30 protein-coding genes are annotated in these 25,188 nt (G+C 33.4%); 12 read left to right on the top strand and 18 right to left on the bottom strand.

All coding sequences use genetic code 11. The annotated features are described in order from the left end of the window. Positions 1–74: 74 nt before the first annotated feature. From BMY56_RS08875 to BMY56_RS08865, 3 genes are all read right to left on the bottom strand, one after another. Positions 75–1,364: a DUF4856 domain-containing protein gene (locus BMY56_RS08875; RefSeq protein WP_091623265.1), complete on the bottom strand. Its 1,290-nt coding sequence runs from the start codon at positions 1,362–1,364 to the stop codon at positions 75–77. A gap of 144 nt (positions 1,365–1,508) precedes the next feature. After that, on the bottom strand, positions 1,509–2,378 hold the full coding sequence (locus BMY56_RS08870; RefSeq protein WP_091622817.1) for a hydroxymethylglutaryl-CoA lyase: 870 nt from the start codon (positions 2,376–2,378) through the stop codon (positions 1,509–1,511). A 53-nt stretch (positions 2,379–2,431) separates the two neighbouring features. After that, positions 2,432–3,052 carry a LysE family translocator gene (locus tag BMY56_RS08865; RefSeq protein ID WP_091622814.1) on the bottom strand — a complete coding sequence of 207 codons (621 nt, stop codon included), beginning with the start codon at positions 3,050–3,052 and terminating at the stop codon, positions 2,432–2,434. Between the two features lie 129 nt (positions 3,053–3,181). Between BMY56_RS08865 and BMY56_RS08860 the strand changes: the two genes are divergently transcribed. Next, positions 3,182–3,550 (top strand): Dabb family protein, encoded by a 369-nt coding sequence (locus BMY56_RS08860; RefSeq protein WP_245737195.1) that lies wholly within the window; start codon positions 3,182–3,184, stop codon positions 3,548–3,550. A gap of 118 nt (positions 3,551–3,668) precedes the next feature. Here BMY56_RS08860 and BMY56_RS08855 read toward each other — a convergent pair whose 3' ends face one another. Next, positions 3,669–4,712: a quinone-dependent dihydroorotate dehydrogenase gene (locus tag BMY56_RS08855; RefSeq protein ID WP_091622808.1), complete on the bottom strand. Its 1,044-nt coding sequence runs from the start codon at positions 4,710–4,712 to the stop codon at positions 3,669–3,671. A gap of 58 nt (positions 4,713–4,770) precedes the next feature. Then, on the bottom strand, positions 4,771–5,223 hold the full coding sequence (locus BMY56_RS08850; protein WP_091622805.1) for a hypothetical protein: 453 nt from the start codon (positions 5,221–5,223) through the stop codon (positions 4,771–4,773). Positions 5,224–5,293: 70 nt separating this feature from the next. On the opposite strand from BMY56_RS08850, the gene pepT reads away from it, so the two are divergent. The 3 genes from pepT to BMY56_RS18860 all read left to right on the top strand — a co-directional run bounded on the left by pepT (position 5,294) and on the right by BMY56_RS18860 (position 7,110). After that, positions 5,294–6,517: a peptidase T gene (gene pepT, locus BMY56_RS08845; RefSeq protein WP_091622803.1), complete on the top strand. Its 1,224-nt coding sequence runs from the start codon at positions 5,294–5,296 to the stop codon at positions 6,515–6,517. Positions 6,518–6,521: 4 nt separating this feature from the next. Beyond that, a complete protein-coding gene (locus BMY56_RS18865; protein ID WP_245737189.1) occupies positions 6,522–6,668 on the top strand; it encodes a hypothetical protein in 147 nt (48 codons plus the stop codon). 106 nt (positions 6,669–6,774) lie between these two features. Beyond that, entirely contained in the window at positions 6,775–7,110 is a 336-nt protein-coding gene (locus BMY56_RS18860) for a YdeI/OmpD-associated family protein (protein WP_245737188.1), read from the top strand. Between the two features lie 12 nt (positions 7,111–7,122). Here BMY56_RS18860 and BMY56_RS08835 read toward each other — a convergent pair whose 3' ends face one another. The 4 genes from BMY56_RS08835 to nusB form a co-directional block, all read right to left on the bottom strand. Beyond that, positions 7,123–8,472 carry a Gfo/Idh/MocA family protein gene (locus BMY56_RS08835; protein ID WP_091622800.1) on the bottom strand — a complete coding sequence of 450 codons (1,350 nt, stop codon included), beginning with the start codon at positions 8,470–8,472 and terminating at the stop codon, positions 7,123–7,125. Positions 8,473–8,562: 90 nt separating this feature from the next. Then, the gene (gene yajC / locus BMY56_RS08830; RefSeq protein ID WP_091622797.1) at positions 8,563–8,847 is read right to left on the bottom strand and encodes a preprotein translocase subunit YajC; all 285 of its coding nucleotides are present in this window, start codon (positions 8,845–8,847) and stop codon (positions 8,563–8,565) included. 23 nt (positions 8,848–8,870) lie between these two features. After that, positions 8,871–9,341 carry a DUF1573 domain-containing protein gene (locus tag BMY56_RS08825; RefSeq protein WP_091622794.1) on the bottom strand — a complete coding sequence of 157 codons (471 nt, stop codon included), beginning with the start codon at positions 9,339–9,341 and terminating at the stop codon, positions 8,871–8,873. 43 nt (positions 9,342–9,384) lie between these two features. Continuing rightward, positions 9,385–10,299 carry a transcription antitermination factor NusB gene (gene nusB / locus BMY56_RS08820; RefSeq protein ID WP_245737187.1) on the bottom strand — a complete coding sequence of 305 codons (915 nt, stop codon included), beginning with the start codon at positions 10,297–10,299 and terminating at the stop codon, positions 9,385–9,387. 205 nt (positions 10,300–10,504) lie between these two features. Here nusB and BMY56_RS08815 point away from each other — a divergent pair, with 205 nt between their 5' ends. Further along, complete coding sequence (locus BMY56_RS08815) at positions 10,505–12,256, top strand: ABC transporter ATP-binding protein (RefSeq protein ID WP_091622789.1); 1,752 nt, start codon at positions 10,505–10,507, stop codon at positions 12,254–12,256. Positions 12,257–12,321: 65 nt separating this feature from the next. Next, complete coding sequence (locus tag BMY56_RS08810; RefSeq protein ID WP_091622786.1) at positions 12,322–12,705, top strand: PUR family DNA/RNA-binding protein; 384 nt, start codon at positions 12,322–12,324, stop codon at positions 12,703–12,705. Between the two features lie 110 nt (positions 12,706–12,815). Here BMY56_RS08810 and BMY56_RS08805 read toward each other — a convergent pair whose 3' ends face one another. The 4 genes from BMY56_RS08805 to BMY56_RS08790 are packed head-to-tail and all read right to left on the bottom strand — an operon-like array spanning position 12,816 to position 15,430. Then, a complete protein-coding gene (locus tag BMY56_RS08805) occupies positions 12,816–13,868 on the bottom strand; it encodes a lysophospholipid acyltransferase family protein (RefSeq protein WP_091622784.1) in 1,053 nt (350 codons plus the stop codon). Next, complete coding sequence (locus BMY56_RS08800; RefSeq protein WP_091622781.1) at positions 13,865–14,785, bottom strand: bile acid:sodium symporter family protein; 921 nt, start codon at positions 14,783–14,785, stop codon at positions 13,865–13,867. Before BMY56_RS08800 ends, BMY56_RS08805 begins: the two co-directional genes overlap by 4 nt. 4 nt (positions 14,786–14,789) lie before the next feature. Further along, on the bottom strand, positions 14,790–15,128 hold the full coding sequence (locus tag BMY56_RS08795) for a tRNA-binding protein (protein ID WP_091622779.1): 339 nt from the start codon (positions 15,126–15,128) through the stop codon (positions 14,790–14,792). After that, entirely contained in the window at positions 15,125–15,430 is a 306-nt protein-coding gene (locus tag BMY56_RS08790) for a phosphoribosylpyrophosphate synthetase (RefSeq protein ID WP_091622776.1), read from the bottom strand. Before BMY56_RS08790 ends, BMY56_RS08795 begins: the two co-directional genes overlap by 4 nt. A 97-nt stretch (positions 15,431–15,527) precedes the next feature. On the opposite strand from BMY56_RS08790, the gene BMY56_RS08785 reads away from it, so the two are divergent. Together BMY56_RS08785 and BMY56_RS08780 are read left to right on the top strand one after the other, a co-directional pair. Next, positions 15,528–16,091: a thioredoxin family protein gene (locus BMY56_RS08785; RefSeq protein WP_091622773.1), complete on the top strand. Its 564-nt coding sequence runs from the start codon at positions 15,528–15,530 to the stop codon at positions 16,089–16,091. A gap of 41 nt (positions 16,092–16,132) precedes the next feature. Continuing rightward, entirely contained in the window at positions 16,133–16,660 is a 528-nt protein-coding gene (locus BMY56_RS08780) for a GNAT family N-acetyltransferase (RefSeq protein WP_091622770.1), read from the top strand. 12 nt (positions 16,661–16,672) lie between these two features. Here the strand turns inward: BMY56_RS08780 and BMY56_RS08775 are convergent, their stop codons facing one another. Continuing rightward, positions 16,673–17,209, bottom strand: coding sequence for a YfiT family bacillithiol transferase (locus BMY56_RS08775; RefSeq protein ID WP_091622767.1), 537 nt, complete (start codon positions 17,207–17,209; stop codon positions 16,673–16,675). Between the two features lie 106 nt (positions 17,210–17,315). Here BMY56_RS08775 and BMY56_RS08770 point away from each other — a divergent pair, with 106 nt between their 5' ends. Together BMY56_RS08770 and BMY56_RS08765 are read left to right on the top strand one after the other, a co-directional pair. Then, complete coding sequence (locus tag BMY56_RS08770; RefSeq protein ID WP_091622764.1) at positions 17,316–17,954, top strand: peroxiredoxin; 639 nt, start codon at positions 17,316–17,318, stop codon at positions 17,952–17,954. Positions 17,955–18,083: 129 nt separating this feature from the next. Continuing rightward, on the top strand, positions 18,084–18,278 hold the full coding sequence (locus BMY56_RS08765; protein ID WP_027064347.1) for a cold-shock protein: 195 nt from the start codon (positions 18,084–18,086) through the stop codon (positions 18,276–18,278). 355 nt (positions 18,279–18,633) lie between these two features. Here the strand turns inward: BMY56_RS08765 and BMY56_RS08760 are convergent, their stop codons facing one another. Beyond that, positions 18,634–19,566 (bottom strand): peptidylprolyl isomerase, encoded by a 933-nt coding sequence (locus tag BMY56_RS08760; RefSeq protein ID WP_091622761.1) that lies wholly within the window; start codon positions 19,564–19,566, stop codon positions 18,634–18,636. A 590-nt stretch (positions 19,567–20,156) separates the two neighbouring features. On the opposite strand from BMY56_RS08760, the gene BMY56_RS08755 reads away from it, so the two are divergent. After that, positions 20,157–20,579 carry a hypothetical protein gene (locus BMY56_RS08755; protein WP_091622759.1) on the top strand — a complete coding sequence of 141 codons (423 nt, stop codon included), beginning with the start codon at positions 20,157–20,159 and terminating at the stop codon, positions 20,577–20,579. A gap of 310 nt (positions 20,580–20,889) precedes the next feature. Here BMY56_RS08755 and BMY56_RS08750 read toward each other — a convergent pair whose 3' ends face one another. Both BMY56_RS08750 and BMY56_RS08745 read right to left on the bottom strand, forming a co-directional pair. Beyond that, complete coding sequence (locus tag BMY56_RS08750; RefSeq protein WP_091622756.1) at positions 20,890–22,284, bottom strand: M28 family peptidase; 1,395 nt, start codon at positions 22,282–22,284, stop codon at positions 20,890–20,892. Continuing rightward, a complete protein-coding gene (locus tag BMY56_RS08745; protein WP_091622754.1) occupies positions 22,256–23,137 on the bottom strand; it encodes a PPK2 family polyphosphate kinase in 882 nt (293 codons plus the stop codon). The genes BMY56_RS08750 and BMY56_RS08745 overlap by 29 nt, the downstream gene beginning before the upstream one ends. 171 nt (positions 23,138–23,308) lie before the next feature. On the opposite strand from BMY56_RS08745, the gene BMY56_RS08740 reads away from it, so the two are divergent. Next, complete coding sequence (locus BMY56_RS08740; protein ID WP_091622751.1) at positions 23,309–24,004, top strand: hypothetical protein; 696 nt, start codon at positions 23,309–23,311, stop codon at positions 24,002–24,004. A 17-nt stretch (positions 24,005–24,021) separates the two neighbouring features. Here BMY56_RS08740 and BMY56_RS08735 read toward each other — a convergent pair whose 3' ends face one another. Beyond that, positions 24,022–25,185, bottom strand: coding sequence for a sigma-54-dependent transcriptional regulator (locus tag BMY56_RS08735; protein WP_091622748.1), 1,164 nt, complete (start codon positions 25,183–25,185; stop codon positions 24,022–24,024). Positions 25,186–25,188: the final 3 nt, after the last annotated feature.

Genomic DNA, 25,188 nt, shown 5'->3' with positions numbered 1-25,188 from the left:
ATTTATTCTAATTAAATGCAAAAATAAAAAAAGCTATTCATACTTTTCAGCATGAACAGCTTTTTTTTACGCTATTATTCAGCTGCTTGCGCCACCGTAAAATCAAATCGAGATGCAATTTCTTCTGAAATAGAATCTAATGTAATTTCCTCTACATTCCAAAGACCATTATCACCATCATCTAATAAATCTATTAAGAAAGCATCAACCTCATCTTTTGTGAAATAAGGATCTGTAGAATTTGGCTTTCTTGTAAATTGCAAACTATAGATAAAGCCATAAGCCTCTGAAAGGGCGTGAAAAGCACTACCGTAATTAGGAGTCTCACCTGCTAAACCTAACTTTCCATTTTGCAAGTAGAAAATAGCTCTTATTGCAATTAACTTAGAGATATTTTCTTTTATTATTTCTGCCTGCTGATCCCTTACTTCGTAATTTTTAGCAACAATTGCAGCACGACCTAATTTAAAGGCATTAAAAACGTCATCAGCCAAACCTTCAAAATCAGTATCTGAATTTGCACGTTCAATATACTCGTTCAAGAAACTGTCTGCTCCTAAATCTGCATTTGGGTTTGCTTGATCTGCATTTAAACCATAGGCATAACCATAAGCTTCATCCCATTTGTGTTCCATTGTAGTGTAACTTGATCCTTCTTCTACTACATCACCATCGTTATTAGCAATATTATCTGCCTCATCCAACACTGCCGTACTTAGATAGTTGTTCAACATTTGATCCGTCATTAAACCACCGATCAAAGATTTAGCAAATAGTTGGTTGTACTCAAGACCGTTTGCGCTTACATAACGAGTTCTATCACCATCGGCTAATTGTCCAGCGACACCTGCCTCGGCAGCAACTTCCCAATTTGGATAAACCTCTTCAACCTGAGCATTTATAAATCCCTCTAAATCAGCACGAATTAGTGCTTGATTTGTTGCGTTTGTCGAAAAATAATCGGCAGATGCAGCTACTTTGCTTCGTAGATTCTTATCTGAAACATTTAAAGCATCTTCTTCAAAATCAATACCACCCTCAACATGAGCGAACATTCCAATTAAATCATCAATAGTATTTGTTGGTGTAGTAAAGTTAGCCAAAAGCTCTTGCCCCATTTTTAATCTTATTGTTTGACCGCTAAAACTAACCGTACTAGCATCATCTCTGGTAAACACATATGTATCTGGTGCAACAACTCCACTTTCACAAGACTCACAGCTACCACCACAATCAACACCGGTCTCATCACCATTCATTACACCATCTACACAAGTAGAAAGCGCTAAACCGTCATCATCAGAACTACAAGAAGCAAACAATAAACCCGTAACCGCTATTAAAGCACCAAAATATTTTTTCATTCTATTATCCATTTTTATTTAGACTTGATTTAAATTACAATGCAAACGTATAACAAGTTTCAATGCGAAACAAGCTTATTTGTAATAAATCTAAATAAACTTAACCTTAAATTAAAGTTTGGAATGGGTACGGTATCTTGCGTACTAATGATAGGCTGTAAATAATTCTAAAGCCTTGTTATAAGAAGCTTCAAAAGCCATCCAATTAACACCAGTCTCTATTTTTTCTGATGTAAAATAGGATAACATTTTCTCTGTCGGCATATTGCCCGTTAGCTCATCTTTAGCCATAGGACAGCCGCCAAAACCTTGAATAGCACCATCAAATCGTCTACAGCCCGCAACATGAGCCGCTTCTATTTTCTCATGCCATTTGGTTGGTGTAGTATGTAAATGAGCACCAAATTCTATAGTTGGGTATTTAGGGATTAAATTTGAAAATAGATAAGAAATAGTATCTGGATCAGAAGTACCCACAGTATCTGATAAGGATAATATTTTAGCACCCATTTTCGCCAACCTTTCTGTCCACTCTCCAACGATTTCAACATTCCAAGGATCCCCATATGGGTTACCGAACCCCATCGAAATATAAGTTACCACCTCTTTATTTGCGGCATCTGCCAAATTAAAAATCTCTTGTAACGTTTCTATAGATTGCGATATGGTTTTATGGGTATTTCGCATTTGAAAATTTTCTGATATGGAAAAAGGAAATCCTAAATACTCTATTTCTGGATGTAATACTGCATCCTCAGCACCTCTAACATTCGCAACTATAGCAAGTAATTTCGTCTTTGTCTTCGATAGGTCTAGGTTAGACAGAACCTCTGCGGTATCGACCATTTGGGGTATCGCTTTGGGAGATACAAAACTTCCAAAATCTAAGGTATCAAAGCCACAACCCAATAATGACTGCAAATACCTTACTTTTTCATTTGTAGGTATAAAATCCTTTATGCCTTGCATAGCATCTCTAGGGCATTCTACTATTTTAATTTTTGAATCGGACATTACGTAAAAATACGAACTCAAATTAAGTAAGACTTAATTAAACAAGAAATAAGCTATCCGAAAAACAAAAATATAGCTATCCCTAAAAAGACGATAATTTGAACCCATTTAAGAACAAATCCTGTTTTTTTATTCCCAATTAAAAAAGTTGAAATACTACCCGATAAAAAGGCAATTCCGCTAAATACAATAGATGAAATCACAATAAACAATAGTCCCAAAACATAGAATTGAATAATAGTACTAATACCATTTGAGAATAAAAATCCTGGAAAAAAAGCTAGAAAAAAAATGGTCACCTTAGGGTTTAAAACATTCATAATAAACCCTTGTCGGAATAAACTACCTAAACTTTTAACCGGTTTATTTTCAGTTTTAATTGAAATAGAATCTCCTCCCCTATAAACTGAAATTGCCAAATACACCAGGTAAATCGCACCAAAAATTTTAATTATAGTAAAGATGGTCGGATTATTTTTTATAACCGCCGAAACCCCAAACGCCAATAATGTAGTATGCACCAAACACCCTGTCATTAGACCAGCTACGACAGCAAGACCAAATTTGCGACCATTAGTAATACTTTGTATGAGAACAAAAATATTATCAGGGCCTGGTGACAGTGCCAAAGCAAACGTAGCTATTGAGAATGCTAACAAGATTTCGTAGTTCAAATGTGAAATAAGTTGGTTAAGGACGTAAAGTACAAATTATCATAATTTACACCTATATTTAACATCTTGTTTAAAAATAATATAATCATGAAAATTAAAGCACTCGTTTTTTTAATCAGTATTTCATTTATGGCAAATGCTTTTGCCGTAACAAATGAAACTAATAATTCACCAACAATGATAAAGACAGATAGCCTTTTAAGGCACGTCGTTCTTTTTAAGTTCAAAGAAGGAACCACCAAATCACAAATAAAAGAAGTCGAAGATGCTTTTAGCGCTTTACCTTCTAAAATTGAACAAATAAAAGGATATGAATGGGGATTGAACAATAGCCCTGAAGGATTAGACAAAGGTTTCACTCATGCGTTTTTTCTAACTTTTGAAAGCGAAGAAGACCGTGCTATTTATCTACCTCACCCAGACCACAAAGCGTTTGGTGCAGTATTAACCCCACATTTAGACGATGTTTTAGTAATTGATTACTGGACCAATCAATAAGTACAAAAAGAGTTTGATAATAAAAAAGCCATTGCACATTTAAGATGTACGAAGGCTTTTTTTTACTTGCAAATTCAAGTTTATAGATTAACAATCACTTGATAACATGAATCCACTTTTAAGTATTTGCTTTTTCTAATAGTGCTTTATTAATTTTCTTCACCAATCCTGGTCCTTCATATACAAATCCTGTCCATAATTGAATTAAGTCTGCACCTGCCTCTAATTTCTCCAAAGCATCTTCTGCAGAATGAATACCACCTACCCCAATAATAGGAAACGACTTATTACTTTTTTCTGCTAAAAACCGAATTACCTCGGTACTTCTATCTTTTAAAGGCGCACCACTTAGCCCGCCAACTTCTTCAGTTAAAAGCACATGAGATTTTAAATTTTCTCTTGAGATAGTTGTGTTTGTTGCTATAACTCCATCTATCTTGGTCGTATTCACAATTTCAATAATGTCATACAGTTGGCTATCGGTAAGGTCTGGCGCTATCTTTAATAGAATAGGTTTGCGAATTGTATTTTTTCGTTTACTTAATTTCGAATTTTCCAATTGCAATTCGTTCAATAATGCCATTAAGGGCTCTTTATCTTGCAACTCTCGTAAACCAGGGGTATTCGGTGAACTAACATTAACCACAAAATAATCTACATGGTCAAACAAAGCATCAAAACAGATTAAGTAATCTTTAATGGCCTCGTTATTTGGAGTGACCTTATTCTTACCAATATTACCACCAATTAATACCCTATGTTCTTTTTTTAGTTTTTCGACTGCCTCAAAAACTCCATTATTATTAAAGCCCATGCGGTTAATAATAGCATGGTCAGCTTTTAGGCGAAATAATCTTTTCTTCGGATTACCTTCTTGAGGTTTAGGTGTCAGAGTCCCTATCTCTACAAAACCAAATCCGAAATCTGACAATTCGTTATAGAGCACCGCATTTTTATCGAACCCGGCTGCTAACCCGACTGGGTTTTTAAATTTTAGACCAAATAGCTCACGCTCTAAACTTTTATCTTCTATCAGGAATATCGATTTAAAAAGACCAGACAATCCAATCTTTGATAAAAATTTAATAGTTGAAAAACTTATATGATGAACTCTTTCTGGGTCGAAAAGAAACAAAATAGGTCTAATAAGAAGCCTGTACATTTATATATTTTAGATACCCAAAAATACAAAAGTGTATTTGAAAAAAGCGTGAAATATATTATCTGTTTTCGTTGTTGATGCTATCAGAGTAAACAGTAGGGATTACAATGAATGGAGAGCGGGAAGCTTCTTTACACAGATTACGATATAATTCATATTGCTTCGAATTAAACAAGGTCAACATTCTTTTGTCAATCATGGTTTGAACTTGAGTCATACTATCCATCACACTTTTATATTTATCCGCTAATTGACTCAACTCTTTAACATTACTTTGCGGATGTCGACTCTTTACATTCTGTAATTCATTATTCAATAAATCGTTACGATACTTCAATTCTGCGCTGAAACTTACCAATTTTTCATGTTGCATCTTATTTAACTGAAACACATCAGAAATTATCGAATCACTAGTTAAACCTACACCAAGTATACAATCTGCTTGTGCGTAAGTTTTGTTAAGAAGTAAAAAGGAACAAAACACTACCAACAATCTAAATATCTTCATCATCTAATTTATCAAATCTTACATTTACTAAATTACGATATATAACCCTATTTTTGATAAAATCATTTTTACCATGCAGGATATCATTGACCGTTTTATAAGTTATGTTACTATTGACACACAAAGCGATTCATCATCAGAGACCACACCGAGTACTAAAAAACAATGGAATTTGGCAAATAAATTGGTAGAAGAACTCCGTTCAATTGGTTTAGAAGATGTATCTATTGATCAGAATGCATACATCATGGCAACTTTGCCTTCAAACGTAAAATACGAAGTACCCACAATAGGATTTATTTCTCATTTTGATACTTCTCCCGATTTCTCAGGAACAAATGTAAAACCGAAAATTATTGAGAATTATGATGGCAATGATATCGTCTTGAACGAAGAAAAGAATATTATTTTATCTTCCTCATACTTTCACGATCTATTACAATATATAGGGCAAACATTGATTACTACGGATGGAAATACCTTACTAGGTGCTGATGACAAAGCAGGTATAACTGAAATAGTTACCGCTATGGAGTATTTGGTGAAACACCCAGAAATAAAACACGGCCCAGTTAGAATAGGGTTTACGCCAGATGAAGAAATTGGCAGAGGGGCTCATAAATTCGACATAGAAAAATTCGGTGCCCAATGGGCCTACACTATGGATGGAAGCCAAATCGGAGAATTGGAATATGAAAATTTCAATGCAGCCAGTGCAAAAATCACTATTAATGGAAAAAGTGTACACCCGGGTTATGCCAAAAACAAAATGGTGAATGCCATTCTTATTGCAAATCATATAATAGCTGAGTTACCACGACATGAAATACCAGAGGAAACTGATGGAAGGGATGGCTTTTTTCATGTACATACTATAAATGGTGATATTGAAAATACTTCTATAGAATTAATCATTAGAGATCACGACCTACAACGATTTAATGAGCGAAAAGAATTATTAAAAGTATTAGTCAAAAAATACAATCTGAAATATGATGATTGCATTTCTTTAGAAATAAAGGACCAGTATTTTAACATGAAAGAGAAAATAGAACCCGTATACCACATTGTAGAAATAGCAAAAAAGGCGATGGAAGATATTGGCATTACCCCTATCATAAAACCCATTAGAGGAGGAACAGATGGTTCGCAATTAAGCTATATGGGTCTACCATGCCCTAATATATTTGCCGGTGGCCATAACTTTCATGGTAAATATGAATATGTGCCTGTTGAGAGTATGCAAAAAGCCGTGGAAGTTATTGTTAGAATTTGTGAATTAACCGCAGAGCAATAATACTATGGAAAAGTTAGAAAAGTTAGAGGAATTCTACAACGAAACACATCATTTTAAAAGTAGTGTCGCAGAGCTAAGAAAACTTGCTTTAGATTGTGGGTTAAAAGAAACCTATAAATGGAGCTTTCCAACATACACCTTTGAAGATTAGAATATTATTGCCATTTGTAAGTTCAAGGCAGATTTTGGTGTTTGGTTCTTTAACGGTGTATTTTTAAAAGATTCTAAAAAATGCTCAAGAAGGAAAAACTAAAGCGATGAGGCAATGGAAATTTTTATCTCAGGAAGAAATTGATAAAAAAGGAATAATAGTATACATAAACGAAGCTATTGAAAATCAAAAAAAAGGACTAGAGCTAAAAATTGCAAAAAAGTCTAAAGGGAAGATTATTCTACCAACTCATTTGCTGTCTGAATTCAATAAGAACAAAGTACTCAAAGATGTCTTTTACAATCTCACCTACTCAAAACAAAAAGAATATACCGAGTATATAGATACCGCTAAACAAGAGAAAACAAAACAGTCTCGCCTCAATAAAATTCTCCCTTTAATTTTAGAAAGTAAAGGTCTTAACGACCTTTACCGAAAATAAATATATTTAAGTTTACAGGGTAGGTATATTCCAACCGTTGTTGTAATTGGCTTTTAGAAATTGATTTGCCTTCTCATTTTTGAATTTGCCTGAAATTTCATCCCAATAGATTCTATCACCCGTTTTAAAGGCTACGTTACCCATATGTGATACTAAAGCAGCATCATATCCCACTTTAATAGGTGCGTTCAATGAAGAACTATCTCTACTCTTAACTGCCTCAATAAAATTATTGGTGTGTAGGTCTAATCCACTTAATCCACCGTTATCATATGAAACAGCCTGCATTTTTGGAATACCTTCTTGTCCCCATCCTTGAAATTCCTTTTCTGGTATAACTTCCCATCCGCCTCTATCTAAGACTAGGGTTCCATTGTTTCCTATAAAGGCAATACCATGATTTCTACCGTAATTACCACCATCAATACCAGTTGCATGTTCCCAAAGAATAGAGAAGCCATCATACTCATAAACAGTCTGTAAGGTATCCGGAGTTTCCGACGCATCATTGGGGTATGCGAATTTACCACCTAAGGCCATCACAGATTTCGGGGTTTCTGCTTTCATCCCATAAAGGGCATAATCCATTAAATGAACACCCCAATCGGTCATCAATCCACCAGCATAATCCCAAAACCATCTAAAATTAAAATGAAATCTATTAGCATTAAAAGCTCTTTCTGGCGCAGGGCCTAACCACATTTTATAATCTACACCCTTGGGTGCAGCAGAATCTGCTACAATTGGCACTGGTTTCATCCAACCTTGGTATGCCCAAGCTTTTGCCAATCTAATTTCACCTAATGCACCCGAGTGCACAAATTTAATGGCATCTACAAAATGTGGCTGACTACGTTGCCATTGCCCAATTTGAACCATTCTATCTCTCGATTGCACAAAATCTAACATAATATTAGCCTCTTGTACAGAGTTCGCAATGGGTTTTTCACAATAAACATCTTTACCGGCCAGCAAAGCATCGGTCAATTGCAAACAATGCCAATGATCCGGTGTACCAATTATTACAATATCAATATCTTTATTTTCAAGTAATTTTCGATAATCGCCATACCATTTTGGCTTCTTAATGCCAGCTTTTTCTAAATCTGCGGTTCTAGCTTGCAAAACATTTTCGTCTACATCGCATAAAGCAATAACATTGATTTCACTCATCTTAAGAAAAGAAGATAAATCAGAAAAACCCATTCCATTGCACCCTAATAAGCCAACATTAATGGTATCATTTGCTCCCACTCTTTTCCGCATCATAGATAATAGCTCCATTGGAAAAACAAATGAAGCTCCTGTCATTACTAATCCGGCTGTACCTTTTCTAATAAAACTTCTTCTATTTTGTAGCATGGCAATAATTTAGTTTTACTAAATATACTGCTTTTAAGCAAAAAAAAACACCGATGTGTCCATCGGTGTTTTTATATGAAATGTAAAAATTTATTTTTCTGGAGCGTTTAATTTAGCGCTCATTTCCATGGATATGGCAGATCTATCAAATTTTAATTTACCTGCCATTGTTTCCAACACACAAGAAGAATCTTTTTCATTTAAATCTACTACCTTTCCGTGCAGACCACTTTTGGTAATTACACGATCACCACGTTTTAACTCTGCCGAAAATTTCTTTTCATCCTTCTGTCTTTTCATTTGAGGTCTAATCATGAAAAAGTACGCGACCACAAAAATCAAAATCATCGGAAGAAACTGCCCTATATCACCCATTTTTGGTATATCTGTATTTATATTTATTTAACAGGTCCTAATGGAGCTGCACCTTTTGGATTAACAAAAGCTTTAATTCTCAAAATTTCAGAACCTTTTTCAGTATTCGCTGTAACCGTAATTGTTTTAGTTACTTGATTTTGACCTGAACCATTGAAGTTCACTTTCAATTCACCAGTCTCACCAGGAGCAATAGGATCTTTTGGTGGGTTAGGTACAGTACAACCACAGCTACTTTTTGCATCTGTAATAATAAGAGGTGCATTACCTGTATTTGTAAACATGAAAACTGTTTCTTGTGGTGTTCCTTGCTCAATTGTACCAAAATCGTGTTCTGCCTTTTCAAAAGACATTACAGGCACTGCTTTTGCAGCCTCATCTCTTACTGCAGCTTCTGCTACGTTATCTGTTTTTATTTTACTCGATGCATTATCCTTACAAGAAGTAAAAGCTACCATTGATACTAGACCAACAATTAGAACTATTTTTTTCATACTATTATGATTTATCAATTAAATGTAAAATTATAAAATATTTTTATAACAGACCCCTACCTATTTTGTTAAGCTTTCCTTCTGCTTTATATTCCTTAGTAAGTTTATCTAAAATACCATTTATAAATATGCTGCTTTTTGGGGTTGAGTACTCTTTTGCTATCTCTAAATACTCATTTATAGTAACTCTTTCTGGTATTGATGGGAAATGTAATAACTCACAGATTGCCATTTTCAAAAGTATACTATCTATCTCAGCAATACGATCTTTATCCCAATTTGGTGTTTTACCCTCAATTTCCTTTTCTAAAGCTTCATTTTTCAATAAAGTTCTAGAAAGAAGTTGCAATGCATATTGCATGTCATCATCATCTTTCATTAAACTTGGCAGAAAATATGACTCTGGATGCACCTGTTTTGCTTTTTTCAAATGCTTTAACACAAAGGTATTTACGATAGGAATATCGTCTACCCATGTTAATTTATCGTCCTCAAAATAGTCGTAAATTTTTTCGTTAGGCGCAAAAATGGTCTTAAACAAGGTCAACACCAATTCCTTATCGGAAGCATAATCACTTTCTGGCTTAGACATGTATTTTTGATATGCATCACTCTCTATGATCTCTTTATAGATAAGTTTCACATATTCTTCATTCAAGTACCAATGATCAAGCTTTCTATGGTTAATTTCTTCAGCCAACATTGTATTGTCTACCATTTGTAGCAACAATCTGTTTTGAATAAACTTGTTAGGGTTAGGAAATTCTTGTTTCTTATCGCTAATGTATTTATTAGCTGAGAGAGAAATTTGGTCTGCAGCCCTTTTTTGTATTTCCACAAAAAGACTTAACCACAATAAATAAAGCGTATAGGTATTCTCTATGCTTACTTTTAAAAACTTCTCTTGTTTTTGCAAGGAATCATCCTTGGATTGAATTAGGGCGTATATGCTCTGCATTACTTTAACCCTAATATGCCTTCTTGTAAGCATTTTAAAGAACTTTTTTAAATAAATTAATTAATTAAAGCCGCAAAGGTAAGTATCTATTTAAAGGGTCACAATAGCAATCGCATTTATCTTAGCTTATTTATAACATATGGTTTTAGGGCAAAAAACTATCTTTGATCAAAGAATAGATATAATCTTCTTTTTTTAACAACCTATGAAAGAACTTAAGCACCTAAATAAATACTTCAAGAAATATCGGCTTAAACTTTTTCTAGGAATCATTATCACTGTGGTAGCAAGGCTATTTCAGTTGGTATTGCCGACGTATGTGAATAAATCAATTTCTGCGGTACAGAGTTTTCTTAATGGTGAAATAGTTAAAAATGAAGCCAAAGAATTATTATTAGAATTTATTTTTATAATAATTGGAGCTGCATTGTTATCTGCATTTTTTACCTTCTTAATGAGGCAAACTATTATCAATATTTCGAGATACATTGAGTATGACCTTAAAAATGAAATTTTCGACCACTATCAAAAGTTAAGTCTCAACTTCTACAAGAAAAATAGAACTGGCGATTTAATGAATAGAATAAGTGAAGATGTCAACGAGGTACGAATGTATGCAGGCCCAGCAATAATGTATGGTATACAAACACTTACTTTATTCGCATGTTTAATTCCTTTAATGTTTATAAAAGCTCCGACTTTAGCTGCGTACACCCTATTACCACTACCTATATTATCTGTATTAATTTATCAAATCAGTAAGGTGATACATAGAAGAAGCACCATAGTACAGCAATATTTATCAACCTTATCTACGTTTACGCAAGAAGTGTTTTCAGGCGTATCTGTAATTAAAGCTTATGCCTTAGAACCGCAGACAAATGATGAATTAGTAACTCTTGCAATAGATGGAAAAGAAAAGAGTGTAAATCTTGCAAAAGTAAATGCATGGTTTTTTCCTCTTATGATTTTGTTGATAGGTATCAGTAATATTTTGGTGATTTATATTGGTGGCAAGCAGTATTTAGCGGGTGAAATAAGTGTAGGCCTTATTGCAGAATTCATTCTATATGTGAATATGCTTACTTGGCCAGTTGCTATTGTGGGATGGTTAACATCTATTGTTCAACGGGCTGCTGCTAGCCAAGAAAGAATTAATGAATTTTTGAACGTTGCACCAGAATTAAAAAACACCCCAACTTACAATCATAAAGTTAAAGGAAAAATAGAATTTAAAAATGTTGGCTTCACCTATGAAGATACAGAGATTACTGCGTTAAGCAATTTATCTTTCACTATCGAAGAAGGAGAAACTACAGCTATTCTTGGTAAAACCGGATCTGGAAAATCGACAATTTTAGATTTAGTTGCTCGACTTTATGACACCACTTCAGGAGAAATTTTAATAGACAATGAACCAATAAAACACTTTGACCTTACTAATTTAAGAGAATCAATAGGAGCCGTTCCACAAGATGCTTTTCTGTTTTCTGATAGTATTAAGAACAATATAAAATTTGGCAAAGAAGATGCAACTGATGAAGAAATTATCAATATTGCCAAAGAAGCCGTCGTTCATGAAAATATTATAGGGTTCTCAAAAAAATATGATACCGTATTAGGCGAACGAGGAATTACGCTTAGTGGTGGTCAAAAACAACGAGTTTCAATTGCTCGTGCATTAATTAAAAAACCTAAAATATATTTGTTCGATGACTGTCTTTCGGCTGTTGATACTGAAACCGAAGAGGAAATATTGAACAATTTAAAAAAAGCTTCTAAGAATAGAACTACACTAATTGTAAGTCACCGAGTCTCATCTGCCAAAAATGCTGACAAAATATTAGTTTTAGAAGATGGAAGATTAATTCAAGAAGGTACACATGAAGAATTAAATAGCATGCCTGGCTATTACAAAGAGCTTTACCACAAACAACTTTCAGAGAAAGAAAATTAGAAAATTGTTGTCGGATAGGGTTTTTTTTTCCATTTTTGATAGTATAACGACACTAAACATAAGAAATGAGCGAAAGAGATTTATCAGATCAGGAAGAAATTCACTCCAAAGTTTTACGCGCTGGCAGAAGGACTTATTTTTTTGATGTAAGAAGTACTAAAGCTGGTGATTATTACCTTACGATAACTGAAAGCAAAAAATTTACACACGATGATGGATCTTTCCATTATAAAAAACACAAGATTTATCTATATAAAGAAGATTTTGAAGCCTTTAAGGAAAATGTGGAAGAAATGATGGATTTCATCATTAATGAAAAAGGTTCTGAAGTAATATCTGAAAGACATCAAAAAGATTTCAAAAAAGAGGAATCAGAGGTTGAACAAGAAACAGAGAACACTTCAACAGGCACCTCTAGTTTTACTGATGTAAGCTTTGAGGACATCTAATTAAAAGTATATTTTTAATAACTACCAAAACGACTTTTAGTGATAAGGGTCGTTTTTTTATTTTCTTAGTGGTACAAACTTTTTTTTAAAAACATTGTAATTACATATACTTAACGTAGACCAAATTTCACGAGTAATATATTAAAAACTGTGAGCGACCCTATACTCAAAACAGCTATTTCCATATTTTGTAAAAAAGAGATGGATAAAAAAAGAGTTAGCAAATAGATTGGAAAAAGAATAAAACTAAAAGCAAACCTAAAAGTGCCCATAAATTCAGCTTCAGGTACTTTTGGTTTTAGCCATAAACGCCATAGCAAAACAACAGGAAAATTCAATATACTAAACACCAATTTTGACAGATTGATTTTTTGTCTTTCGCTAGGAGCCTCACTCTTAGTATTTGTTACTGATTTTGAATATGATTGAACTGTTTCGTTTACCAACATAGGATCAAGAAAGCTCACATTTTCATTCATTAACCTACTAACCGTAGCCTCATAAAGTTCATCATTTGGAATATGACTTGTTAATTTTTTTAAACTCGAAGAAACTATATCTTTTATTGATTCACTAGATTTATTGACATCATTTAAATCAAAGAGGCTTTTGGTAGAAATAGATTTACCATAATGAACTGCAACTTCATCAGGAAAATGAGCCGCATTTTTATAATTTAATCCTACCGGTACTAATTGTATATCCAATTGCGGATTAAGTTCAAAGCTTCTTAAAATTATTCTTGTAAAACCTTTACTTAAAGGCCTAACCCTTCGTTGAAGGTTATGATTAGCTTCTGGGAAAATAACCAGTGCTTCTCCCCTATTTAAGATTTCAGAACAGGTGTCGAAAATTAAATTATTATTGGCCAAAGTTTCTCTTCCATCTCTCATTCTGTAAATAGGTAACATTCTGAAGTATGAAAAAATACGATTCAACCAAGAACTTGAGAATACATCTGCACGTGTTAAAAAGAAAGGCTTTCGTTGGCAGTCTGTCGCTATCAGTAAAACATCAATTAAAGCACTTTGATGATTCGGTAGAAATAACACTGGTTTATCCGTTGGTATATTGTCAAGTCCTGTAATTTCTATTTTCTTATGATAGGTATAAAGTCCGGTCTTCACCGCAAACTTAACTATTGAATATATATAACCGCTCACGCTATAGTTTCTTTAGTAATAGGTTTACCATTCCATAAAGCAGCCAAAATCAGTCCGGAAACGATATGCCAAATTCCCCAAAAAGCAGCAAGTAATGCCATTCCTCCTAATCCTTCAAAAAATGTAAATATCAATAATAAACCTAAACCCGAATTCTGTATTCCCGTTTCAATAGTAATTGACCTGATACTATCTTCTGGTAATCGAAATATCTTACCAACACTGTAACCTGTTAAAAAAGCAATAAGATTATGGATTAAAACAATCCAAAAAACATATATACTATAATCCTTGAAAATATCGAGATTATTATATAATGCGATAAAAACTAAACATATAAAAAAAAGCAGCGAAACCACTTTTAATTTTTTCGCTAATTTCAGCGCTAAATTAGGATAACGATAGTTGACATACATACCTAAAACTAGAGGTAAACCTAATAGTAGCGATACTAGTTTGAACATTTCAAAAGTTGATATAGAAATCTCTTGAATCAAATTCGAACTTGGCGCATAGAGTATTGACCAGAAATGAAAATTTAATGGCGTCAACACTACAGCTAAAAGCGTTGCCATAGAAGTAAGGCTAACAGATAACGCTATATTTGCTTTAGAAAGATATGAGATAAAATTAGAAATATTACCACCAGGGCAAGCAGCTACCATGAACATACCTAAAGCGATACTTGGTAATGGTTCTATAAAAAGAATTAAAAGATAGGTTACTGCCGGAAGTAAAACAAACTGACTAAAAAGACCTAAAATTATCGCTTTTGGCTTTAACAATAATGACTTAAAATCTTTAATCGATATCTCTAAAGCGACACCGAACATTACCAAACCCAATACTAGGTTCAAAACCCATAGGGAACCAGCATCAAAATTAATATGAACGTTATTTAAAAGGTTTTCAGTCAATAAACTAAGAAATTTTTAATCCGTTAGGCACTTTCATTTGTGGCTTAATTAAAACCACTGATTTGTTTTCAACAGCACCCAATATAAGACATTCACTCATAAAATTGACTATTTGCTTAACTGGAAAATTAACTACTGCAACAACCTGTATTCCTAAAAGTTCATCTTTTAAGTATTTAGCAGTAATCTGAGCAGAAGTTTTCTTTATACCTATTTCATCTCCAAAATCAATATGTAATTTATAGGAAGGATTTCGAGCTTCAGGAAAATCAAAAACGGCCACAACTGTTCCTGTTCTCATATCTATTTTACTAAACTCGGCCCAAGAAATGGTATCGCTCATTTAATGATTTTAAGTTTTTTAATTAAATCTCTAGGAACATTACCAGCATACATACCATATGCGTCAACCAATAATCCTTTCTCACCAGTAGTAGTTTCAATAACATACAATATGGTATTATCGTCTGGGTTACTCATACCTTCAAATCGATAAACTTTGATTACCTCTAATTCAGTTGCCTTATGAATACGTTTTTTATGTTTATGTTCAACACCAGCATTACATAAATTAAAATCTGCCGTGTACCCTTCCTTTTGTAAATCTTGTATAGCAATAGAAAGAGATGAATATGAATTTTTCATATAATTGATTTTAAGAGTCTATTGAAATTAGCAATTGTAATAACCAATTACAAGGCTTTTTAATTTCTTAACTTAGTAACATTAAATTTAAAACTATATGTCAAGAACCGAAAGCAATATGTTGGCTTTAGGCACCACAGCACCAGAATTCAGTTTATTAGATACAGTAAGTCAAAAAACGATGAATCTGCACGCTCTAAATGGAGAGAAAGGAACGGTAATTATGTTTATCTGTAACCATTGCCCTTTTGTCGTTCATGTTAATCCGGAGATTACAAAATTGGCAAGTGAATATCAGAAAAGAGGAATAAAGTTTATTGCCATTTCAAGTAACGATATTGAAAATTATCCTGAAGATGCGCCACATTTCATGAGAATTAAAGCAAAAGCCGAAAATTATACATTTCCTTATTTATATGATGAACACCAAGAAGTTGCAAAAAAATATGATGCTGCATGTACGCCAGACTTCTATCTTTTCAATGCTGAATTAAAGCTCGTTTACAGAGGTCAATTAGATGATTCTAGACCGGGTAACGGACTCCCTTTAAATGGAAAAGACCTTAGAGATGCTTTAGAAAATTTATTATCTGGAAAGGAAATCAACCCTCTTCAAAAGCCCAGTATAGGTTGTAATATTAAATGGAAACCTCAAGTTTGATTTAAATTCATTTAGCAAAAAAATATATTTCGAATAAAAGAATGAAAAGCACTATTACATTTGAACCATTAGTTGCATCACGCTACAATGACTATATAATCATAGGCACTAAGGCGTATAATCAGCATTATAGGCACCTTTGGCCAAATGGTGATACTTCGACCTATATTCAAAATAGCTTCACCAAAGAGATACTATTAAAGGAAGAGCAAGATGAAAACACTACTCTTTATCTACTAAAAATGGAAAATGTTTATGTAGGTATTTTAAAAATCACCTTAGACATGGCCATTGCCAAATTAAATAAATCAGAAGCTCTTTATTTAGATAAAATTTACATTCAAAAAGAATTTACAGGACTGGGTATCGGAAGAGAAACACTTAAATTCATAGAAACCAAGGCAAGAAAGCTTTCTAAAAAAGCGATATTTTTAGGCGCTATGCAAAATGGCCTTGCCCTATCATTCTATTTAGCAAATAATTTTTCTATTATAGACACCTCCAAAGTTCCATTTGAAAATGTCATTGAGGAAGAAAAGCCAATGTACATTTTACTTAAGGAAATTTAATTCTGTATACTATTACCAACCATTTCTAACGGCCAAATTCTTTATATGTGCAAAATGATGGTTACTATGCCAAGCGTATTTACCCAAATTCTCTGCTACTGACACATTAATATTACCTTCTGGATGAATGTAATATTTTTTGAAATCCTCTGATGAAATACCCTTTAATAGATATACTAGTTTTGCGTGCAATGCGGTAAGATAATTTAAAGATAATTCTATCGGAGCAGTTTTGGCATCGAACATTTCGCTCCAATCCTTTTCATAATAGGCTTTAATTAAAGGTCTATTTTCTGTTAAGGCCCATTTAAAACGCGTGTAGCTGTGATGGTGACTATCAGCTAAGTGATGAATTACCTGTCTTACTGTCCATCCTCCATCCCTATAAGGTGTTTCCAATTGCATTTCAGAAAATCCGCCAACAAGGTTCGACAACCTAGATGGTAGCGTTTCTAATACATTAATCCAATCTTTTATATTTTCTTCTGAAATCTCAACCGGACAATTAAAATGACCAATCGGATATCTTAACTTTTCTAATTCTTCCATGAACTAAAAGTAAAAATTTTAATAGACTTTTAACCAAAAACCTTTACACAAGTACTTATAATCTAGTAATTTTATAGGATATAACTTTTATTAAAAATCAATACACATGGCAACAATACGATTAGGGGATAAGGCTCCAGATTTTACTGCAGATAGTTCAATGGGAACCATCAATTTATATGATTATTTAGGAGACAGTTGGGGAATTTTGTTCTCACATCCTGCTGATTTCACACCTGTTTGTACAACAGAATTAGGAACAGCCTCTAAATTCAAAGATGAATTCGATAAAAGAAACGTAAAAATGCTAGCCCTTAGTGTTGATGGTGCGGCTTCTCATGCAGAGTGGATCAAGGATATTAATGAAGTTCAAAATACTACCGTTAATTTTCCTATTATAGCCGATGAAGATAAAAAAGTGTCTTATTTGTATGATATGATTCACCCAAATGCGGACAACAATTTAACGGTTCGTTCGGTATTTATCATTGCTCCAGATAAAAGCGTAAAACTTACATTGACCTACCCAGCTTCGACAGGTAGAAATTTTTATGAATTATTGAGAGTTATAGATTCTTTGCAACTTACTGCAAACCATAAAGTTGCTACACCAGCAAACTGGGAGCATGGCAAAGATGTTGTGGTTAGCCCAGCGATATCAACTGCCGATGCAAAAGAAATGTTTTCTAAAGGGGTAACCGAGGTAAAACCTTACCTGAGAATGACTCCAGACCCTACTGCATAGGCCCAAAAATGAGTTCATTCTCAACATGTTAGAATCTAATTCTTAACAATAATATAACCTGTAAGAATTTAAGATATTAAATAAAAAAAAACTATCTTCGCGCTTTAATTAATATTTAATTTTTCTATTATGAGTAAAGGAACAGTAAAATTCTTCAATGATTCCAAAGGTTATGGTTTTATCACTGAAGATGGTTCAAACGAAGATCATTTTGTACACATTTCTGGCTTAATCGATGAAGTTCGAGAAGGTGATGTTGTGGAATTTGAACTACAACAAGGTAAAAAAGGATTAAACGCCGTTAATGTGAAGGTAATTGACTAGGTAACGATTTAACTTTTTTATAGTATGAAACCCGAACCAATGGTTCGGGTTTTTTTGTGCTTTATCTTAAAATAAAAAAAATGTTCAACGAATACGCAACCATTTAGATGATTCGTTATCTAATGGTTAAACAGTTTAAAGTTCCCCGACTTTATACGTACAACCTATGAACACATTTTTTACCGTATTTCTAATTTTAATTATCGTGAATATTGCATTACTATTAGCTGGCTTCACAGCTCGTAAAAAGTAATAATAGAGAATATCAATTACGAAAGCTAAAATAAATTTACATAAAAAAACACCCCTATCATTACGATAAAGGTGTTACTCATTTATTAGAATAAATTACTATTTATCCTACTTTCATTAATTCTACATCAAAAATCAATGTAGCATTTGGTGGAATTACTCCGCCCGCCCCTGCTGAACCATATGCTAAATCAGATGGAATTACAAAACGTGCTTTATCACCAACTTTTAAAAGTGAAATTCCTTCATCCCAACCTGGAATAACTTGACCAATACCTAATTGAAAATCAATTGGTGAGTTACGCTTGTAAGAAGAGTCAAATACATCTCCTGACAAAAGTGAACCTTCATAATGAACAGATACTTGTTTACCCTTTTCAGCTTTAGCACCATTACCTTTCTGAATCATCTTATAACGAAGACCAGATGCGGTAGATTCAAAACCAGCAGCAACTTTATCTAATTCAGCATCTTGCTTTGCTTTTTCAGCAGATAAACGGGCTTCACCAGAAGAATTAAAATTCTCAAATGCTTTTACTGCATCCCAATTTTTGGCTTCCTCACCTACTCTTACTATCTCCAAAGATTCAATTATATCGTCTTGTTCTATGGCATCAATTACATCTTGGCCAGCTTCTACTTTACCAAAAACAGTATGTTTATTATCTAACCACGGAGTTGGTACATGAGTAATGAAAAATTGACTCCCATTGGTGCCAGGACCAGAATTTGCCATTGAAAGTACACCAGGTGCATCATGTTTCAAATCTGGATGAAATTCATCATCAAATTTATATCCTGCATCTCCAGTTCCTCTTCCTTGTGGACAACCACCTTGAACCATAAAATCTGGAATTACTCTATGAAATTTCAATCCATTATAAAATGGCTCTCCTTTACTTTTTGCACTATTCTCTTTATTCCCTTCTGCAAGAGCCACGAAATTACCTACCGTACCTGGAGTTTTTTCATGGGTTAATTTTACTAATATTTCACCTTTGTTTGTATTAAACTTGGCGTAAATTCCTTCTTCCATTTTACTATTTTTAAATATCTGACAAAGGTAAAGAAATTTAACGATTTGAGTGTTTCCCCTATTTTAATATACTCATAATTACTTACTAAAAGGAGATGAGCCAATTTACAAACACTTCTATCGATTAGAATAATTTATCCTTAAGAATATAGCGTTTTATGTTTACTGACATAATACATTTAATTTTTTATGCCTGTTAAACAACGAATTTACCAAATAGATTTACTATGATTTGTTGCAGCTTTCGGCATAATGTTAGATCACTATCTTTACAGAGGATTTTAAGCCGACAATTTAACAAACTTGAGTTTCTTGGAACTTGCCGGTGGATGGATAAAATATTGCGCTGTTTTTATCGATTTATTTTTCATCATCAGTGGATTTGTAACTACGCTTTCAGTATCAAATAAATCCGTTACTTACTTTTTTTAAATCTAGATTAGTACGATTATTTTCTGTGTATTGGTTTTGTGTATTCATCACCTATATGGTTACAGTTTTCTACCGAGCTCCAAGATTTCATGCCACCTTTGATCAGTTTTTATTTAATTTGACCTAACTACAAGACTTTTTCGATGTAAAACGTGTGGATGGAGCCTACTATATCGGTAGAATTACGATTTTATGCACTTGCTACTTGGCTATCGTTATCAGTAATATATCCTTTTGTTCAAGGCCATATCATCGTAAAAGTAATCGACTTATTCCTTATGTTCGAATGGTCAACTCCTTTTATTGCCGGTATGTTAATAGCAGATATTTATAAGAGTAAAAAAATCAACATTAAAAATGGTACCGCTATCTTTATCTGTTTTATTCTATCTACACTACATCGAATGATTTATGCCAAAATGGCAATGATTATTTATCAAGAAACTTTCTCAAAACCAATTATCGCAGCGGTAATATTCCCTTTATACGCGATACTGCTATTGGTAGTTTTAGGTCGTCTAAAATGGTTGAACAAATCCTATTTTCTTTACTTGGGCATTATGACATATCCACTGTATTAACTGCATCAAAGAATAGGCTATATAATTATTAATAATTTAATGGGGGATTATAATAAATACTTGATTTTGTCAAGAACTATTACGTTAATGATTACAGTTTCTTTCATTATATTGAAATATATTGCGGGACCATTATCTAATTACCTCGAAAAGTATCTGGGATTAATCATTGACTTCTTTTTGAATCTACAATATAACTCTGCCTCCTTAGATACTAAAAAGATTGAAAAAATGAGTAATAGTATATCTGATAAATAATAGCGCACCTCAAATTTATAAGGTATAACAATATGCAATTTATAATTTCATATTAAAAGCCGTAGGTGTCTACCAAATAAATTAAACTTGCCATAGAAGCTGAACCTAATTCAAGCTCTCGTTTGTTGACATGTTCGAAGGTATCATTTTCAGCATGATGATAGTCAAAGTACCTTTGAGAATCTGGTCGAAGCCCCGCTAATATTAAACCTTCTTTTTTCAACGGACCGATATCAGCACCGCTTTCACCTTTCTCAAAATAATGAACAAGGTAAGGTTCAAATAATGGTTTCCAGCTTTTAATTTTATCAAAGTCTTTATTAGAGCTGTCAAAAGTAAAACCTCTTGGGGTAAAGCCTCCTGAATCACTTTCCAATGCGAATATGTGCTTCTCATTAGTAGCATTGGCAACTTCTGCATACTTTGTGCCACCTCTTAAACCATTTTCCTCATTCATAAATAGAACTACCCTAATAGTTCTCTTAGGCTTATACCCAATCTTTTTAAATAGATTAAGAACTTCCATGCTTTGCACACAACCAGCACCATCATCATGAGAACCATCGCCTAAATCCCAAGAATCTAAATGTCCGCCAACCACTATAATTTCTTCAGGCTTAGAACTACCTCTAATCTCTCCGATTACATTATACGATTCTACATCTTCAAATTGTTTACAATTTTGTTTAAAGTAAAAATTGATTTCAGGGTTTAATAGTAAAGACGTACTCAACAAATCTGCAGCGTTTGTACTTATTGCCGCTGCAGGTATTCTATTATCAATAGGTTGTTCACCATACCCCATGGAACCTGTATGTGGAAAATCATCTAGTCGTAAATTCATTGATCTTACAATTACACCTAATGCTCCATATTTAGAAGCTTCTAACGCACCTGAATAACGCTGATCTACACAATTGGAATACGCATTAAATGTATTAATCTGAGTAGGGTCCATAGGCTTATTGAAAAAAACAATTTTACCTTGAATTTTACCCTTACCCAAAGTAGCCAATTCTTCAACACCGTTTACTTCTATAATATTTGCCTTAATACCATTAGATGGCGTCGCAACCGAGCCACCTAATGCGCAAATCGCCACATTAGTAGTTGTACCAGGTGTAGTTTCAAAATAAGCAAACTCTGGTGTGCCTCTTACCCATTTTGGCACCATAACGGGCTGCAACCAGACTTTATCGAGACCTAATGAATCTAATTGAGATTTCGTGTAATTTACTGCCTGCTGAGCTTGCACTGACCCTGAAAGCCGACCACCAATTTGATTTGATAAATAATTTAACCAATCATACCCTTTACCTTGAGTTAAGGCAGCATCGTATAACTTTTTAATTTGTTCTTGATCATTGTTTTGAGAAAACCCAAAATAGGTAAAGAAAATAACGACTAATAGTGCTAGTTTACTTTTCACGCTGTAACTGTTCTTCATAGGTGCCTAAATTAGCTAATATTTTATCGCTTAACATAGGCTCTTTAATATCTTTGTATTTTTTTAACGATTGAAGTAATATAGAAGCAATGATTATTCGAGTTGCTTTTTTATTATCTGCAGGTACAACGAACCACGGCGCATGATCATTAGTTGTTTTTGATATTGCTTCTTCGTAACAATTTTGATAAGTCTGCCATAATTTACGCTCCTTTAAATCGCCTGGAGAAAATTTCCAATGTTTATCCTTAACAGCTAACCGTCTTAAAAGGCGTTGACGTTGTTCCTCTTTAGATAGATTTAGAAAAAATTTGAATATTAACGTGCCATTTTCAGCAAGATGACGCTCAAAATCATTGATTTGTTCAAACCTTTTATCCCAAAATTTTTCATCTATATCTTCAACAGTGTGAATACCCGGAATATGTTCATTAAGTATATATTCAGGATGAACTCTGGTAACTAAAACATTCTCGTAATGGGTTCGATTAAAAACTCCGAATTTCCCCTTTGCAGGTAATACCAAATAATGACGCCATAAATAATTATGGCTTAATTCTAATTCAGTAGGTACTTTAAAACTATGCACTTCTACTCCACTGACATTAAAGTCTTTAAATATCTCACGTATTAAACTGTCTTTTCCTGCAGTGTCCATTCCTTGTAAACAAACCAGAATACTATATTTACCATGTGCATATATAGTATCTTGAAACTCCCCAAGTTCTCTTCTAATTACCGATAATTCTTTTTTTAAAATCTTTTCTGATTTACCGAAATCTTCATATGTTTTCGTTTCAGATATCTTAAAGTCATCATATGCCCTGTATTGCTGTATTTCTATCTTATTCATGCTGAAATATAAAATTTTAATTCTGTTTTTAATAGAATGAGTTATTTATCCTATAATATTCCGTTTATCGAAATTCAAACGTATTGTATCGAAAATAATATTTTCCGCTGAACAAAGCACCTAGATTTATAATTGTAAAATCCCAAATTTTACAATTTAAATAACCTACAAATGAAGAAAGCGACCTACATTTTCTGTACTCTTGCTATTTTAGTACTATCATCTTTTCGAACAAATTTAGAATGTGAATACGCGAATTCAAATATGGGATTTGCAAAATCCCAAATAAGCGCTGGACTTCTTACAGATGACATAAACCAAGCTAGGTTCTATGCATACAAGGCTGTAAACGCTTTGGAAAAATCTAAAAACCAATTAGAAGTTTGTGGTTGTACTTTTGCAAAAGCAAGTATGTATGAAAATTTAAATGCACTTGTTCTCGCCACCAAATCCACAACATTAGAAGGCACCAAAACCTATTTAGATGAATCTATTGAGCTTATCAATAACACCATTTTTGTTCTTAATTCTCACGAGAGCCATAAGAGCACATACGCTAATGACGTATTATCTATGAACACGAACACTGCTACAAAAACCGTAATTAATACCAAGGATAGTAAAACCCTAAGTTTAAATGAAAAAATCGACCTTTCATTAGCAAAGTATACGATTTCACTTGAAAAAGTTGTTGCCACTGTAAATTGCAAAGAAGCAAAGGCATTCGCACAGCGAATATTTGATGAATGTGAAAATCAATTACTGAAACCAAATTTATCTGAAGGCAGTAAATATTATAGTTTACGCACTAAAGAAATTACTGAAAATGCCATAAATAAAATAGGCGACTGCTCAGACAAAAAATAGAAAGTTCTTAATTTTAATTACTTGCTGGCAAATAATTTCACATCATCCTCAGAAACATTTTGACCACCAAGTATAATTAAACGCTCAACTACGTTTCTGAGCTCTCTAATATTTCCTGTCCAATCATATGCTTTTAAAAGCTTAATCGCGGAATCTGAAAAAGTCTTAGCCGCCATACCTTGTTCTTCGGTTATTTTATTCGAAAAATGTTCAATCAACAATGGAATATCATTCCTTCTATCGTTTAAACTAGGTACTTGAATAAGAATTACAGCTAATCGATGATATAAATCTTCTCTAAAGTTGCCTTCTTCAATTTCTTTCTTTAAATCTTTGTTAGTCGCTGCAATAACACGAACATCAACTTTTATGTCTTTGTCAGAACCTACTCTTGATATTTTACTTTCTTGTAGTGCACGTAAAACCTTAGCTTGAGCAGAAAGGCTCATATCACCAATTTCATCTAAAAATATTGTACCCTTGTTAGCAGCTTCAAACTTACCTGCTCTATCTTTTACGGCAGATGTAAAAGCACCTTTTACATGCCCGAATAATTCACTTTCAATTAATTCAGACGGTATTGCGGCACAATTAACTTCAATAAATGGTTCTGCACTTCTTGCGCTTTTCTCATGAAGCCAATGAGCTACTAATTCTTTCCCTGTACCATTAGAACCAGTTATTAACACACGAGCATCGGTTGGCGCAACTTTTTCTATCATATCTTTGATAAGGCTTATTTCATTGCTTTCCCCTATCATCTCATAGTTCTTGCTTACTTTCTTTTTTAGGTTCTTATTCTCTACAACTAAAACCTTTCTATCTAAAGCATTTCTTACGGTTGTTAATAATCTATTTAAATCTGGCGGTTTTGAAATGTAGTCGAAGGCACCTAAGCGCATTGTATTTACAGCAGTATCTAAATCACCATGACCAGAAATCATTATAAAAGGTATTTCTGGTTTTATTTTTCGTGCAGCTTCCAGAACTTCTACACCATCCATTTTAGGCATTTTTATGTCACAGAGAACCAAATCGTAATCATTGTTTTTAATTGTTTCGATTCCTTTTAATCCGTCTTCGGCTTCTTCAACAGAGTATGCATCATTCTCTTCAGATAAGATTTTGACCAATACTCTTCTAATTGCCGCTTCATCTTCTATTACTAATATTTTTGACATAAT

The organism is Maribacter orientalis (assembly GCF_900109345.1).
Taxonomy (GTDB): domain Bacteria; phylum Bacteroidota; class Bacteroidia; order Flavobacteriales; family Flavobacteriaceae; genus Maribacter; species Maribacter orientalis.
Note: the sequence above shows the minus strand (reverse complement) of the source record. Positions and strands in the feature narration are given on the sequence as shown.

Bases quoted from the DNA above. Each gene is read 5' to 3' on its own strand.
- BMY56_RS08875 (WP_091623265.1), bottom strand. From the start codon at position 1,364: ATGAAAAAATATTTTGGTGCTTTAATAGCGGTTACGGGTTTATTGTTT.
- BMY56_RS08870 (WP_091622817.1), bottom strand. From the start codon at position 2,378: ATGTCCGATTCAAAAATTAAAATAGTAGAATGCCCTAGAGATGCTATG.
- BMY56_RS08860 (WP_245737195.1), top strand. From the start codon at position 3,182: ATGGCAAATGCTTTTGCCGTAACAAATGAAACTAATAATTCACCAACA.
- BMY56_RS08855 (WP_091622808.1), bottom strand. From the start codon at position 4,712: ATGTACAGGCTTCTTATTAGACCTATTTTGTTTCTTTTCGACCCAGAA.
- BMY56_RS08850 (WP_091622805.1), bottom strand. From the start codon at position 5,223: ATGATGAAGATATTTAGATTGTTGGTAGTGTTTTGTTCCTTTTTACTT.
- pepT (WP_091622803.1), top strand. From the start codon at position 5,294: ATGCAGGATATCATTGACCGTTTTATAAGTTATGTTACTATTGACACA.
- BMY56_RS18865 (WP_245737189.1), top strand. From the start codon at position 6,522: ATGGAAAAGTTAGAAAAGTTAGAGGAATTCTACAACGAAACACATCAT.
- BMY56_RS18860 (WP_245737188.1), top strand. From the start codon at position 6,775: ATGAGGCAATGGAAATTTTTATCTCAGGAAGAAATTGATAAAAAAGGA.
- BMY56_RS08835 (WP_091622800.1), bottom strand. From the start codon at position 8,472: ATGCTACAAAATAGAAGAAGTTTTATTAGAAAAGGTACAGCCGGATTA.
- yajC (WP_091622797.1), bottom strand. From the start codon at position 8,847: ATGGGTGATATAGGGCAGTTTCTTCCGATGATTTTGATTTTTGTGGTC.
- BMY56_RS08825 (WP_091622794.1), bottom strand. From the start codon at position 9,341: ATGAAAAAAATAGTTCTAATTGTTGGTCTAGTATCAATGGTAGCTTTT.
- nusB (WP_245737187.1), bottom strand. From the start codon at position 10,299: ATGCAGAGCATATACGCCCTAATTCAATCCAAGGATGATTCCTTGCAA.
- BMY56_RS08815 (WP_091622789.1), top strand. From the start codon at position 10,505: ATGAAAGAACTTAAGCACCTAAATAAATACTTCAAGAAATATCGGCTT.
- BMY56_RS08810 (WP_091622786.1), top strand. From the start codon at position 12,322: ATGAGCGAAAGAGATTTATCAGATCAGGAAGAAATTCACTCCAAAGTT.
- BMY56_RS08795 (WP_091622779.1), bottom strand. From the start codon at position 15,128: ATGAGCGATACCATTTCTTGGGCCGAGTTTAGTAAAATAGATATGAGA.
- BMY56_RS08790 (WP_091622776.1), bottom strand. From the start codon at position 15,430: ATGAAAAATTCATATTCATCTCTTTCTATTGCTATACAAGATTTACAA.
- BMY56_RS08785 (WP_091622773.1), top strand. From the start codon at position 15,528: ATGTCAAGAACCGAAAGCAATATGTTGGCTTTAGGCACCACAGCACCA.
- BMY56_RS08780 (WP_091622770.1), top strand. From the start codon at position 16,133: ATGAAAAGCACTATTACATTTGAACCATTAGTTGCATCACGCTACAAT.
- BMY56_RS08775 (WP_091622767.1), bottom strand. From the start codon at position 17,209: ATGGAAGAATTAGAAAAGTTAAGATATCCGATTGGTCATTTTAATTGT.
- BMY56_RS08770 (WP_091622764.1), top strand. From the start codon at position 17,316: ATGGCAACAATACGATTAGGGGATAAGGCTCCAGATTTTACTGCAGAT.
- BMY56_RS08765 (WP_027064347.1), top strand. From the start codon at position 18,084: ATGAGTAAAGGAACAGTAAAATTCTTCAATGATTCCAAAGGTTATGGT.
- BMY56_RS08760 (WP_091622761.1), bottom strand. From the start codon at position 19,566: ATGGAAGAAGGAATTTACGCCAAGTTTAATACAAACAAAGGTGAAATA.
- BMY56_RS08755 (WP_091622759.1), top strand. From the start codon at position 20,157: ATGGAGCCTACTATATCGGTAGAATTACGATTTTATGCACTTGCTACT.
- BMY56_RS08750 (WP_091622756.1), bottom strand. From the start codon at position 22,284: ATGAAGAACAGTTACAGCGTGAAAAGTAAACTAGCACTATTAGTCGTT.
- BMY56_RS08745 (WP_091622754.1), bottom strand. From the start codon at position 23,137: ATGAATAAGATAGAAATACAGCAATACAGGGCATATGATGACTTTAAG.
- BMY56_RS08740 (WP_091622751.1), top strand. From the start codon at position 23,309: ATGAAGAAAGCGACCTACATTTTCTGTACTCTTGCTATTTTAGTACTA.
- BMY56_RS08735 (WP_091622748.1), bottom strand. From the start codon at position 25,185: ATGTCAAAAATATTAGTAATAGAAGATGAAGCGGCAATTAGAAGAGTA.